The organism is Chromobacterium sp. IRSSSOUMB001, assembly GCF_023507765.1.
In the GTDB taxonomy this organism is placed as follows: Bacteria; Pseudomonadota; Gammaproteobacteria; order Burkholderiales; family Chromobacteriaceae; genus Chromobacterium; species Chromobacterium haemolyticum.
Map to the genome: position 1 here is coordinate 345,408 of NZ_JALCYU010000001.1, position 12,332 is coordinate 357,739.

10 protein-coding genes are annotated in these 12,332 nt (G+C 63.2%); 4 read left to right on the plus strand and 6 right to left on the minus strand.

Annotated elements, in window-relative coordinates; genetic code table 11:
• Nucleotides 1–730: 730 nt before the first annotated feature.
• Together MOV80_RS01560 and MOV80_RS01565 are read right to left on the minus strand one after the other, a co-directional pair.
• Nucleotides 731–1,204 carry a single-stranded DNA-binding protein gene (locus tag MOV80_RS01560; RefSeq protein WP_019102147.1) on the minus strand — a complete coding sequence of 158 codons (474 nt, stop codon included), beginning with the start codon at nt 1,202–1,204 and terminating at the stop codon, nt 731–733.
• Between the two features lie 46 nt (nt 1,205–1,250).
• Nucleotides 1,251–2,612 carry an MFS transporter gene (locus tag MOV80_RS01565; RefSeq protein ID WP_118266929.1) on the minus strand — a complete coding sequence of 454 codons (1,362 nt, stop codon included), beginning with the start codon at nt 2,610–2,612 and terminating at the stop codon, nt 1,251–1,253.
• 178 nt (nt 2,613–2,790) lie between these two features.
• Between MOV80_RS01565 and uvrA the strand changes: the two genes are divergently transcribed.
• Both uvrA and MOV80_RS01575 read left to right on the plus strand, forming a co-directional pair.
• Entirely contained in the window at nt 2,791–5,622 is a 2,832-nt protein-coding gene (gene uvrA / locus MOV80_RS01570; RefSeq protein ID WP_118266931.1) for an excinuclease ABC subunit UvrA, read from the plus strand.
• A 141-nt stretch (nt 5,623–5,763) separates the two neighbouring features.
• A complete protein-coding gene (locus MOV80_RS01575; RefSeq protein WP_081545504.1) occupies nt 5,764–6,210 on the plus strand; it encodes a VOC family protein in 447 nt (148 codons plus the stop codon).
• A gap of 55 nt (nt 6,211–6,265) precedes the next feature.
• Here MOV80_RS01575 and MOV80_RS01580 read toward each other — a convergent pair whose 3' ends face one another.
• Together MOV80_RS01580 and MOV80_RS01585 are read right to left on the minus strand one after the other, a co-directional pair.
• On the minus strand, nt 6,266–7,612 hold the full coding sequence (locus tag MOV80_RS01580) for an HD-GYP domain-containing protein (RefSeq protein WP_118266934.1): 1,347 nt from the start codon (nt 7,610–7,612) through the stop codon (nt 6,266–6,268).
• A 169-nt stretch (nt 7,613–7,781) separates the two neighbouring features.
• Nucleotides 7,782–8,561 carry an HAD family hydrolase gene (locus MOV80_RS01585; protein ID WP_081576482.1) on the minus strand — a complete coding sequence of 260 codons (780 nt, stop codon included), beginning with the start codon at nt 8,559–8,561 and terminating at the stop codon, nt 7,782–7,784.
• A gap of 326 nt (nt 8,562–8,887) precedes the next feature.
• Here MOV80_RS01585 and MOV80_RS01590 point away from each other — a divergent pair, with 326 nt between their 5' ends.
• Nucleotides 8,888–9,397: a GNAT family N-acetyltransferase gene (locus MOV80_RS01590; RefSeq protein WP_162897021.1), complete on the plus strand. Its 510-nt coding sequence runs from the start codon at nt 8,888–8,890 to the stop codon at nt 9,395–9,397.
• 226 nt (nt 9,398–9,623) lie between these two features.
• Here the strand turns inward: MOV80_RS01590 and MOV80_RS01595 are convergent, their stop codons facing one another.
• Nucleotides 9,624–9,878: a hypothetical protein gene (locus MOV80_RS01595; RefSeq protein ID WP_019100950.1), complete on the minus strand. Its 255-nt coding sequence runs from the start codon at nt 9,876–9,878 to the stop codon at nt 9,624–9,626.
• 255 nt (nt 9,879–10,133) lie between these two features.
• On the opposite strand from MOV80_RS01595, the gene MOV80_RS01600 reads away from it, so the two are divergent.
• On the plus strand, nt 10,134–10,457 hold the full coding sequence (locus tag MOV80_RS01600; protein ID WP_118266937.1) for a multidrug efflux SMR transporter: 324 nt from the start codon (nt 10,134–10,136) through the stop codon (nt 10,455–10,457).
• Between the two features lie 203 nt (nt 10,458–10,660).
• Here MOV80_RS01600 and MOV80_RS01605 read toward each other — a convergent pair whose 3' ends face one another.
• Nucleotides 10,661–12,136 (minus strand): protein adenylyltransferase SelO, encoded by a 1,476-nt coding sequence (locus tag MOV80_RS01605; RefSeq protein WP_081576406.1) that lies wholly within the window; start codon nt 12,134–12,136, stop codon nt 10,661–10,663.
• Between the last annotated feature and the right edge of the window lie 196 nt (nt 12,137–12,332).

Sequence of the window (12,332 nt, forward strand, 5' to 3'; positions counted from 1 at the left end):
CGCTTTTAGAACCTGTTTACGATCTGCAACGAGCTGTAAGACGTGACACGGTGAGTGCCGCTTCAGAATGCTCATGTACCATTTGTACATTTCGCTTCCTTAGCTGTTTTCGCCTTGTCTCACTCCTGCTCGCGAGACTTTGAACAGGCTCTTAGTACATGGCTTGGTTTACTGCCGGCAGATAGGCGCGGGGAAGGGGGGGTCTGTCGGCGACGCCGTGGATTGGCGTGGCCGGGGGGGGTGGGTGCGCGTTATGGCGTTTTTCATGGTTGCCCTGCACATGTCGTATAAGACGGGTCGAATATGTTGTTTTGATAATACGCGGAAATTATATCAATACGGCATGAAATTGATACAGTAAAATTCACTCGACATATGTTGGCAAGAGGGATTTGTCTCATTTGTGCAAACGCACATTTTGAGAGGGTGGATGGAATATTAATCTTGCTCAATACATGTGTTTAAAGGCTATGGTAGCTATGCGGAAAACGGTGCGACGCAGCAAACTTTGTGCTGGCTGGGAAGGCGGGTAGCGCGATCATGCCGCGGCGCGGCAAATGGGGGGCGGTGTGACGAGCGGGCAAGAAAGACGCATGGGCTGTTAACCCCTATCCGGTTGACGCCTGCGGAGAGTTGAATGATGCGCAAAGAAAAAGACCGAAATTCCGGCGCCATCCGCTGAGGGCGCCATGCATTTCGGTCTTGTGCGACAGTTGACGATCCGGGAGGATCAGAACGGAATGTCGTCGTCCATATCGTCAAGCTGTTTGGGCGCCGGGCGCGGCTCTTGGCGACGGGGCGCGGCCGGCGCCTCCTGGCGCGGGGCCGGGGCGTTGTAGCCGTAGCCGTCGTCCATGCCGCCGCCGCTCATGCCGCCGCCGGAGCCGCCCATCTCATTGCGGCCGCCTTGCAGGCTCAGCTCGTTGACGCGCACGTCCGGGGACAAGCGCTTGTTGCCCTCCTTGTCCTGCCATTCGCGCAGGGTCAGTTGGCCGTAAACGGTTACCTGCTGGCCTTTGGCCAGGTAATTCTTCAGCGATTCACCGCGCTTGCCCCATACCTGGCAGCTGAACCAGTTGGTGCTCTTGCGCTCGCCAAAGCCGATGTCGCTGGCTACGCGGAACGACAGTACCGGCTCACCGCTGGGGGTGTAGCGCAGTTCGGCGTCGGCGGCCAGACGGCCGTCAAAGGTGATGCTGTTCATCGATGTCTCCGAATAAAAATCTAAATATTTGGCCTGTCGCCGCGGCTCAGAAGGTGGCTCCGATCAGGCGCTGCACCGTCGCTTCATCCCACTGTTGCTGCGATACCTTCAGATAGGCCACGCGGTCTTCCAACACGACCACGGCTTCATGCACGCCGGCCACGCCGGCCAATTGGCGGGACAGGTCGCCGGCGTCGCCCCGCCAGTCCTCGCCGATGTGAAACATCACCGAGCGCACCGGTTTGGGCGGCCGCATGGCCAGCGACCACAGCAGCCAGGTCAGCATCAGCAGGCTGGTGAAGCCGAACACGCCGGCCGGGCCGAAGCGGGTATACAGCCAGCCGCCGGCCGCCGCGCCCAGGAACAGGCCAAGGGATTGGGCCGTATTATACACGCCAATCGCGGTTCCCTTGGCATCGGCCGGAGCGATCTTGGAAATCAATGAGGGCAGCGTGGCTTCCAGGATATTGAAGGCGATGAAATACAAGCCCAGCCAGATCACGATCTGCCAGAAGCTGTCCAGCGCCATCGCCATGCCCATCTGTGCGGCGGCCATCAGCGCGATGGCGCCGACGAAGACTTGCTTGAGTCTGGCTTTTTTCTCGCCGTAGATAATGGCCGGCACCATCAGCAGGAAGCCGATTACCGTCACCGGCAGATACACCTGCCAGTGTTGGGTCTTGTCCAGATGGGCGGTCTTGATCAGCGCGAAGGGAATGGTGACGAACATCGCCATCTGCGCCGCGTGCAGCGCGAAGATACCGTAATTCAGTTGCAGCAGTTGCGGGTCTTTCAAGACCGCGGGCAGCCGCTTGGCGTTGGCTTCGGTGTCAGAGTGAAAGCGGGAGCTGACCGGGTCCGGAATGATCAGCCAGACGCCGATCAACGCCGCCAGCGACAGCGCGCCGGTGAGCGCGAAAATGCCGTTGACGCCGATGTACTTGGCCAGCAGAGGCCCCAGCACCAGGCTGGCGGCGAAGGTGGTGCCGATGGACATGCCTATCATCGCCATCGCCTTGGTACGATTTTCCTCGCGGGTCAGGTCCGCCAGCAGCGCGGTGATGGCGGCGGAAATGGCGCCGGCGCCCTGAATAATCCGGCCCACGGTCAGGGTGGCGATGTCGTGCGCGCCGGCGGCGACGAAGCTGCCCAGCGCAAACAGCAGCAAGCCGCCGTAAATCACTTTTTTGCGGCCTATCTTGTCGGACAGCATGCCCAGCGGCAGTTGCAGCAGGGCCTGGGTCAGGCCGTAACTGCCCAGCGCGATGCCGATCAGCGTGTGGTTGTCCGCGCCTTCCAGGGTTTGGGCGTACAGGGCGAATACCGGCAGGATCAGGAACATGCCCAGCATGCGCAGGGCGTAGATGCCGGCGAGGCCAAGGCTGGCCCGGAGTTCTGTTGCGTTCATTCTTGTGTGCGTCGTTTGTGTTGCTGGCGGGCTGCGGCCTGAGGGCCGCGCCCCATGGTTCTAGTAACGGTCCGGCGCCGTTCCGGATGACGCCGCGCGTTAAAGATCTGGTGGAGTCAGACTTGCCAAGTCAGGTATATTAACAGGTTCCCTGACCGACGGTGAGTTACGCTCCAATATGGACAGCATTCGCATTCGCGGCGCACGCACGCACAATCTGAAGAACATCAACCTGGATTTGCCCCGCCACCAATTGATCGTGATTACCGGCCTGTCCGGCTCCGGCAAATCCTCGCTGGCCTTCGACACCCTGTACGCGGAAGGTCAGCGCCGCTACGTGGAAAGCCTGTCCGCCTATGCGCGCCAGTTCCTGCAATTGATGGAAAAACCGGACGTGGACCTGATTGAAGGCCTGTCTCCGGCGATCTCCATCGAACAGAAAGCCACCAGCCACAATCCGCGCTCCACCGTCGGCACCGTCACCGAAATCCACGACTACCTGCGGCTACTGTACGCCCGGGTGGGCGAGCCGCACTGCCCGGAGCACGGCGTGCCCTTGTCCTCGCAAACCGTCAGTCAGATGGTGGATCACGTGCTGGCGCTGCCGGAGGAAAGCCGGGTGATGATCCTGGCCCCGGTCATCGTCGGCCGCAAGGGGGAGAATCTTGACCTGTTTGAAGACCTGCGCGCCCAGGGCTTTGTGCGGGTGCGCGTGGACGGTGAAGTGTTTGAAATCGACGCCGTGCCCAAGCTGGACAAGAACAAGAAGCACACCATCGAAGTGGTGATAGACCGCCTGAAAGTACGCGAAGACATGAAGCAACGGTTGGCGGAAAGCTTCGAAACCGCGCTGCGTCACGCCGAAGGCCGCGCCATCGCCGTGGAAATGGATAAGGGCGAAGAGCATTGGTTCTCCGCCAAGTTCGCCTGCCCGGTGTGTTCCTACAGCCTGCCGGAATTGGAGCCGCGGCTGTTCTCCTTCAACAACCCGATGGGCGCCTGCCCCAAGTGCGACGGCCTGGGCGAAATCACTTTCTTCGATCCGCGCCGCGTGGTGGCGCATCCGGAATTGAGCCTGGCCGCCGGCGCGATCAAGGGCTGGGACAAACGCAACCAGTTCTATTTTCAGATGCTGATGTCGCTGGGCGAGCATTACGGCTTCTCCGTGGCCGAGCTCGCCTTTGAAGACCTGCCGGAAAAAGTGCGCAATGTGGTGCTGCACGGCTCCGGCCGCGACAGCATCGAATTCAGCTATATGTCGGAGAAGGGCACCAAGTTCAGCCGTGCGCACCCCTTTGAAGGCATCATCCCCAACCTGGAGCGTCGCTACCGCGAAACCGATTCTGCGGCCGTGCGCGAAGAGCTGGCCAAGTATCAGAACAACCAGCCCTGCCCGCATTGCGAGGGCTCGCGGCTGCGCCTGGAGGCGCGCCACGTCTTTGTCGGCGAAAAAACCCTGTACGAGATCAACCAGATGCCCTTGAAGGAGACCGCGCTCTTCTTCGCCCAACTGGCGTTCAGTGGTCAGAAGCAGGCGGTGGCGGAAAAAATCGTCAAGGAAATCAGCGAGCGGGTGTCCTTCCTCAATAATGTGGGCCTGGATTACCTCAACCTGTCCCGCTCCGCGGACACCCTGTCCGGCGGCGAGGCGCAGCGCATTCGTCTGGCCAGCCAGATCGGCTCCGGCCTCACCGGCGTGATGTACGTGCTGGACGAGCCGTCCATCGGCCTGCATCAGCGCGACAACGACCGCCTGCTGGCCACCTTGATGCGGCTGCGGGATCTGGGCAACAGCGTAATCGTGGTGGAGCACGACGAAGACGCCATCCGCGCCGCGGACTATCTGGTGGATATGGGGCCGGGCGCAGGCGAGCACGGCGGCGAAGTGCTGGTGGCCGGCACCCCGGCCGAAGTGGCCGCTTGCGGCCATTCCATCACCGGCGACTACCTGTCCGGCCGCCGCCGCATCGCGCTGGGCGGAGAGCGCCGCGAGGTGGACCCGGAGCGCATGCTGCGTCTGATCGGCGCCAGCGGCAACAACCTCAAGAACGTCACCCTGGAACTGCCGCTGGGCATGCTTGTGTGCATTACCGGCGTGTCCGGCTCCGGCAAATCCACGCTGATTAACGACACCTTGTACAAGATCACCGCGCGGGAACTGAACGGCGCCAGCGAAGAGCCCGCGGCCTATCAGGACATCCAGGGCCTGAAGCAGCTGGACAAAGTGATCAATGTCGACCAAAGCCCGATCGGCCGCACCCCGCGTTCCAACCCGGCCACCTACACCGGCTTGTTCACTCCCATCCGCGAGCTGTTCGCCGGCGTGCCGCTGTCGCGCGAGCGCGGCTACGGCCCGGGCCGCTTCTCCTTCAACGTCAAGGGCGGCCGCTGCGAAGCCTGCCAGGGCGACGGCATGATCAAGGTGGAAATGCACTTTCTGCCCGATGTCTACGTGCCCTGCGACGTTTGCCACGGCAAGCGCTACAACCGCGAAACCCTGGAAGTGCAATACAAGGGCAAGAACATCCACGAAGTGCTGGAAATGACGGTGGAGCAGGCGCTGGAGTTCTTCAGCGTGGTGCCCACCGTGGCGCGCAAGCTGCGCACCCTGATGGAAGTGGGCCTGGGCTACATCCGGCTGGGGCAGAGCGCCACCACCCTGTCCGGCGGCGAGGCCCAGCGCGTCAAGCTGGGGCTGGAATTGTCCAAGCGCGACACCGGGCGCACCTTGTACATTCTGGACGAACCCACCACCGGTCTGCATTTCCATGACATCGATCTGCTGTTGCAAGTACTGCACCGCCTGCGTGAAAGCGGCAACACCGTGGTGGTGATCGAGCACAATCTGGACGTGGTCAAAACCGCGGACTGGCTAATCGACCTAGGGCCGGAAGGCGGCGCCGGCGGCGGCCAGATCATCGCCACCGGCACGCCGGAACAAGTGGCGGCCAATCCGGTCAGCCATACCGGGCGCTATTTGCAGCCCTTGTTGCAGCGCGAGCAAGCCTGATGGCAATCAAGTACAATGCGCGGATAGACTGCTTGCTGTTATAAAGAAATACCGGCGGCGGCAAGGGGCGAACAGCGTCGCCGCTCAGCTGGACTGCGCGTCGCCCAAGGGCCATCGCATCAAAAACAATATGAGGAAGTCATGCTGACTTTAGGCAAGATCGATCACATCCACATTCGTGTGACTGACGTGCCCAAGGCCCTGAAATGGTATCAGCGCGTGCTGGCCATGGCCCCGGACCCGCGCTACAAACACATGCGCGAAGGCCCGCACGGAGCGGTCATGCTGGCCAACGCCAACGGGGCGGTGCGTCTGGCGGTGAGCGAAGACAAGAGCGGGGCGGCCAACCATCAGGGCGACATCGCCTTTGTGGTGAGCGGCCAGGATTTTCTGGAGTGGATAGACCAGCTGGCCGGCGAACGCGTCACCAATCGCGACGGTCAGACCATCGCTCGGGACTCCGTGCGCGACCATCGCTTTTTCTGCTCGCTGTCCTTCGTCGACCCCTTCGGCAATCCGTTCGAGATTGTCAGCTACGATCACACTTGGCTGGTGGGCAAGCTCAAGCTGAACGAACAGCTGGAGTGAAAACCGCTGATCGCCACTAAAACCGCCGGCCTCGCGCCGGCGGTTTTTTATGCGCTCAAGACAATGCGCCTTCATGGCGCAGCACCTGTTCCAGCGCGGCGAAGCAGGCGGGGTCGATGGCGCTGCCCAGGTGCCGGCGCATGATGTCCAGGGTTTGCGGCGCCGGGGTGGCCGGGTGGTAGGGGCGTTCCGCGTTGATGGCGTCGAAGATGTCCGCCGCGGTGATGATGCGGGTTTCCAGCGCGATGGCGTCGCCGGACAGGCCGCGCGGGTAGCCGCCGCCGTCCGGGCGTTCGTGGTGGGCGCCGGCCACCCAGGCCAGTTCGGCGAAGTGTTCGATGCGGCCCAGGATGGCCTCGGTGTAGCCGGCGTGGCGTTTCACCGCCTCCCATTCGTCCGCCTCCAGCTTGCCGGGCTTGTCCAGTATGGTGTTGCTGACGCCCAGCTTGCCCACGTCGTGCAAGAGCGCTCCGCGTTTCAGCCAGCGCCGCCGTTCCAGGCCCAGCTCCAGCTCCGCGGCGATCTGGTCGGCGTAATGGCCCACCCGCTGGCTGTGGCCGGCGGTGAAGGGACTCTTGGAGTCCACTACCAGGCCGAAGCCCTCGGCGATTTCATCCAGATAATCCTCGTCCAGCGGCACCGCGCATTGGGCCGGCTCCAGCCTCAGCACCGCCTGATCGATGTCGTCGGCCTCCAACTGCCGCCAGAAATCCGGCCTGGCGCTCACCCTACGGAAGGCGGCCACCAGTTCCGGGTCGAACCAGCCGCCGGCGCGGCGCAGCGCCTGCTCCAGCGCCGCCTGGCGGCCGTGGGTGATGTGGAACACGTCGATCACCTGGGCCAGCAGCGCGATGCGCGAATTCAGCGGAATGGCGTCGCCGCGCAGCCCCAGCGGCCGGCCGGAGCCGTCCCAGTGCTCGTCCAGCGACTGGATGCCGCGCGCCACGTTTTCATTGAAGCGTAGCTGGCGGGCGATGTCGGCGCCGCGGTGGCAGCGGGTGTTGATCAGCTCGTCCGCCATCGCCCGGCCGTGGCGCAGCACCTTGAGGATGGACACCGCGCGCCGCGTCCAGCCCGCGCTGTGGGTGCCGGTGTTCTTGAACACAAAGCCCAGCATCTGCGTCAGGCCGGCGCCCACTTGCTTGAAGTCCTGTTTGAAGCTGCGGTCGTCGGTCTGGTAGAGCTCGCAGATGCGCGCCGCGTTGCTGCTGCAGCCTAGGTCTTTGAGCAGGATGGCGTAGTACAGATCCCATAGCCGCTGCGGCGGCAAGCCGATGCATTGGCCGATATGCATCCCTATCCAGCAACTGCGGATGCCGTGGCCCTCCGGCTGGCCTTCGGTGATGTCCAGCGCGTAGCTCAGCGAGCTGATCAGTTCGGACAGCTTCAGGGTGGCGGCCATGAGCGCTCCATGGGGTTGAGGCGGGCGGGATGTGGGCGGCGGAGCCGCTCGCAGATAATCTGGAGCAAGGCGCGTTGACGCAGGTGGTTCATTGAGTATGACAAGCCGGCGCAACGCAGCCTCTTTGTGAGCGGCGCTACCTTATTTATCCTTGGCGAAGCCTGCTTTTTCAATCTCGCCGCGCGGGCGAGGGGGCGCGGCTCAGCCGCGCGATGGCGTCCACCAGCCGCGCTTCGATGTCTTGATCCAGCGGCAGACGTTCGCTGGCCAGTTCCGCCAGCCGCGGGTGGGCGCCCACCTGCACCGAGTGACCGGCCTCCAGAAACATGCTGACGTCGTTGCTGTCGTTGCCGAAGCAGATCAGCTCATCGGCGTCGATGCCGCATTGGCGCAGCGCGGCCATCTTGCTGACGCCGGCGGCGGTGATGTCGAAGATCTGTTCGTCGGAATGGTGGTGTAGTTCCACGCCGGAGTGGGCGTCCAGCTCCCGGCGCAGGCCGGGGACATCGGCGCAGGCGGTGATCAGCAGCTTGGCCGGCTGGCGGATGTCTTCCGCGCCGACATGGCTGGCCAGCTTGCCTGGGTCCACTTTGGCCAGGAAGGGATGGCCGGCGTCGCCGCTGTAATGGTAGTCCCAGCACAGGTCCACCAGATAGGACGCGGCAAAGCGTTGCGCCAGTTGGGTGATGTCAGCGAACACCGGGTCCGGGATGGGGGTCAGCCGGCGCAGTTCGCCTTGCTGATGGCTCATTGCGCCGTTGGCGCCGATGATCAGTGCGTCGTGGAAGCGGGCATCCAGCAGCGGGAGGATGTCGCGGTAGGGGCGGGCGGAGGCGAAGCCCAGCTGGTGGCCGCGTTGGCGCAGGCCGTCCAGCGCGTCCTGAATGATCGGACTGATGGTTCTACCGTTGAAGCAAATGGTGCCGTCGATATCGAAGATGAAGTGCATGGGGTCTCGCTGCGGGAAGGTGGCGGCGGCTGGTTTTTAGCGCCATTTTATGATGTTTGTATTCTAACTGTCTTGCCAACTCGGGTGAAGCCGCCGCGCTGAATGGAATGCCTGTGGACTTGTCAGCAAGCGGTATCGCCCACATTTTCCTTAGAACCTGTTCAAAGTCTGCTGCGCTTCAGCGATACGGCGTTAAAAACAAGCTCAAAATGCTCATGTACCACCTGTACATTCCGCTTTTTCGCTCGTTTTCGCCTTGTCTCGCCCTTGCTCACGAGACTTTGAACAGGCTCTTATATGACCGTTCAATCTGGAGACTGCCGCGCATGAGCCAAAACCTTTGTCTGGATCCGTTGACCGCCGCCGATTTTCCCTCCCTGGCCGAGCTGGCCGGCGAGATCTGGCATCAGCACTTCATCAGCATGATCAGCCGCGAGCAGATCGACTACATGCTGGCCGGCCGCTATGTCCCGGAGAAGCTGTCCGTCTATCTGGAGGCACCGGACCGCTGGTTTGGCCTGTTGCGGCTGGACGGCAGGCTGGTGGGCTATTGCAGTTACGCGCTGACGGCGACGCCGGGGGAGATGAAGCTGGAGCAGTTGTATTTGTTGGCGGAAATGCGCGGCCGCGGCTTGGGCGCTTACATGCTGGACGCGGCGGAGCGGGCGGCGCGGCAGCGCGGCTGCGATGCGCTGGCGCTGACAGTGAACAAACACAATGCCGGTGCCATCGCAGTGTATCAGCGCGGCGGTTTCCAGGTGCGCGAGGAGGCGGTGTTCGATATCGGCAACGGCTTCGTGATGGATGATTATGTGATGGAGAAGCGCTTGGCCTGAAGGCTGTGAGCAGTCTGCAAGCATGGCCAATGGAAGGGCGCAAGGCGGGATGCCTTGCGCCTTTTCCTTTCAGAGGCCGGTTGGGAGCCTATGACGATCTGCTGCGCTGCGTGGAGCGTTGCACGGTGAGTGCGCCTTCGAAATGTTCATCCGCCTTGTGCGCGCTCCGCTTTCTCCACCGTTTTCGGCTTGTCTCGCCCTTGCTCGCGAGATCGTGAACAGACTCTCAGGACCGCGTGGTTTTGTTGCGGGTCTCCTCCCGCCACATCGCATCCAGATAATGGTGGTACTCGTCGGCGATCCAGCCGGCGGCCTGGCACAGGCCATTCAGCTGGGCCAGATCCGGATTGGGCATGGCGATCTGCTGGCGCATGATGATCAGCAAGGGGCGCAGCAGGTTCAGCGCTTCCAGGCCGTTGGCCAGCGCTTCCGCGGTTTCGAGTTGGGAGACGGGGGCTGTGGGGACGGGATGTTTATCCATGATGAACTCCTGGCATGGCGTTCCGGGCCGCTTTGACGGCGTGTTCGGAATAGGGCTGAGAAGCCGCGACTGACGAGCGCGGGTTTCGCCTGACAGGTGTGTTCAGCACCAAGGCGGAATCTAGCAGCGGAGCGGTAGGCGGTCAATGCCGAAGGGGAGCGGTAACTGTACGGAATTGCCGCATTGGATTGGTCTGGATTAATTTGTCTTTGCGCGCGCGTCATCCCGCCGGCGCCGTTGCCTGAAAGAGCAAACATGAATCCTTGGCTATTGCTGGCCTGTTCCATTGTCGCGGAGGTGGTGGGCACGCTGCTTCTGAAGGCATCTCATGGGCTGACGCGGCTATGGCCAACCCTATCGATGGGCGTGTGTTATCTATTGGCGATCTGGCTGATGGGCTTGGTGAGCAAGAAGCTGGAAATCGGCCTGACCTATGCGGTATGGGCCGGGGTGGGCACCGCCACCACCGCCTTGCTGGGGGTGTGGATCTTCAACGAGGGCGCATCGTTGATGAAGGTGCTGGGCGTGGGCTTCATCGTTGTTGGCGTGTTGCTGCTGAACTTGAGCCAGAGCGCTTGAAGGATGGGTGGCGTAGCAAGGGCAAGCCGGGCGGCTTGCCCTTGTCGCGTCGGAAAGTTCTTAGAGCGTGTTTACGATCTCGCGAGCTAAGGCGAGACAAGGCAAAAACTAGCGAAAAAGCGGAATGTACAAGCGGTACATGAGCATTTTGAGCTGGTTTTTAACGCCGTATCGCCGACGCGCAGCAGATCGTAAACAGGTTCTTAGGTGCCGCAGAAGGTCCGATACCCCTGCGCCACTTCCGGCGCGGCCGGCAGCGTGTAGCGCTCCAGGCCGGCGCGTTCGTTGAACGGTTGACGCAGCGCGTCCAGCAGCGCCAGCGTCGGCCCCATATCGCCATGATCGCTGGCGGCGGCCAGCGCTTCTTCCACCAAGTGGTTGCGCGGGATGTAGAGCGGGTTGGCCTGGCGCAGCGCGGCGGCGCGTTCGGCGGCGGCTTGCGGCTCGGCGTCCAGCCGCTGGCGCCAGCGGGCCAGCCACGGCGCGGCGGCGGCCGGGTCGTTGAAGAGTTGGGTCAGCGCCTGGTCTTGGCCTTCGGCGGCGTCGGCCAGCCGGCGCCAGGCCAGGGTGTGGTCGGCGTCCTGGCGCGCCAGCAGCGCCAGCCAGTCTTCCGCCAGTTCCTGGTCGATGTCCTGCGCCTGGCTCAGGCCCAGTTTGCGGCGCGCCTGTCGCAGCCAGTGGGCCTGGTAGCGCTCGGCGAAGTCTTCGATAACGGTGGTGGCCGCCGGCACCGCGTTTTTGGGCTCGTCCGGGTCCAGCAGCGGCAGCAGGGTTTCCGCCAGCCGGGCCAGGTTCCATTGGGCGATGGCCGGCTGGTTGCCGTAGGCGTAGCGGCCGCCGCTGTCGATGGAGCTGAACACGGTGGATGGGTGATGGATGTCCATGAAGGCGCAAGGGCCGTAGTCTATGGTTTCGCCGCTTAGCGCCATATTGTCGGTGTTCATCACGCCGTGGATGAAGCCGGCGTGCATCCAGCGGGCGATTAGCTCGGCTTGGCGTTCCGCCACCGCTTGCAGCAGCGCCAGATAAGGTTGTTCGGCGCCGGCCAGTCCGGGGTAGTGGCGCGCCAGGGTGTAATCGGCAAGCCGGCGCAGCATGTCGCGCTCGCCGCGGATGGCGAAGTACTGGAAGGTGCCGACGCGCAGGTGGCTGGCGGCGACGCGGGTCAGCACCGCGCCGGGCAGCGCCTGTTCGCGGTAGACGGTTTCGCCGGTGGCGGCCACGGCCAGCGCGCGGGTGCTGGGGATGGCGAGCGCGTGCATGGCTTCGCCTATGATCAGTTCGCGCAGCATCGGCCCCACCGCGGCCTTGCCGTCGCCGCGGCGCGAGAACGGGGTGCGGCCGCTGCCCTTGAAGGCGATGTCGCGGCGCTGGCCGTTGCGGTCCATGACTTCGCCCAGCAGCAGCGCGCGGCCGTCGCCCAGCGATGGGGACAGGCCGCCGAACTGGTGGCCGGCATAGGCTTGGGCCACCGGTTTGGCGCCGGCCGGCAGCGCGGCGCCGGAGAAGGCGGCGGCCAGCTCCGTGGCGTTGGTCTGGCTGCTGTCCAGGCCCAGTTCCTCCGCCAGCTCGGCGTTCCAGTACAGCAGGGCCGGCGCGGGCGGGAACTCGGGCTTGACCGGCATGCAGGCGTCGGGCAGGTCGCGGGCGTAGCTGTGGTCGAAGTCGATGTGGATCATGGCGGGCTCGTTGGGCGGGGTAGGGGATTGAGAACCTGTTTACGATCTGCTGCGCGTTGGCGATACGGCGTTGAAAACACCTTCGAAATGCTCATGTACCGTGTGTACACTCCGCTTTCTCAGCTGTTTTCGCCTTGTCTCACCTTAGCTCGCGAGATCGTAAACACGTTCTGAGACGCCGGCGGCGGGGCAAAGT

Bases quoted from the DNA above. Each gene is read 5' to 3' on its own strand.
- MOV80_RS01560 (WP_019102147.1), bottom strand. From the start codon at position 1,204: ATGAACAGCATCACCTTTGACGGCCGTCTGGCCGCCGACGCCGAACTG.
- MOV80_RS01565 (WP_118266929.1), bottom strand. From the start codon at position 2,612: ATGAACGCAACAGAACTCCGGGCCAGCCTTGGCCTCGCCGGCATCTAC.
- uvrA (WP_118266931.1), top strand. From the start codon at position 2,791: ATGGACAGCATTCGCATTCGCGGCGCACGCACGCACAATCTGAAGAAC.
- MOV80_RS01575 (WP_081545504.1), top strand. From the start codon at position 5,764: ATGCTGACTTTAGGCAAGATCGATCACATCCACATTCGTGTGACTGAC.
- MOV80_RS01580 (WP_118266934.1), bottom strand. From the start codon at position 7,612: ATGGCCGCCACCCTGAAGCTGTCCGAACTGATCAGCTCGCTGAGCTAC.
- MOV80_RS01585 (WP_081576482.1), bottom strand. From the start codon at position 8,561: ATGCACTTCATCTTCGATATCGACGGCACCATTTGCTTCAACGGTAGA.
- MOV80_RS01590 (WP_162897021.1), top strand. From the start codon at position 8,888: ATGAGCCAAAACCTTTGTCTGGATCCGTTGACCGCCGCCGATTTTCCC.
- MOV80_RS01595 (WP_019100950.1), bottom strand. From the start codon at position 9,878: ATGGATAAACATCCCGTCCCCACAGCCCCCGTCTCCCAACTCGAAACC.
- MOV80_RS01600 (WP_118266937.1), top strand. From the start codon at position 10,134: ATGAATCCTTGGCTATTGCTGGCCTGTTCCATTGTCGCGGAGGTGGTG.
- MOV80_RS01605 (WP_081576406.1), bottom strand. From the start codon at position 12,136: ATGATCCACATCGACTTCGACCACAGCTACGCCCGCGACCTGCCCGAC.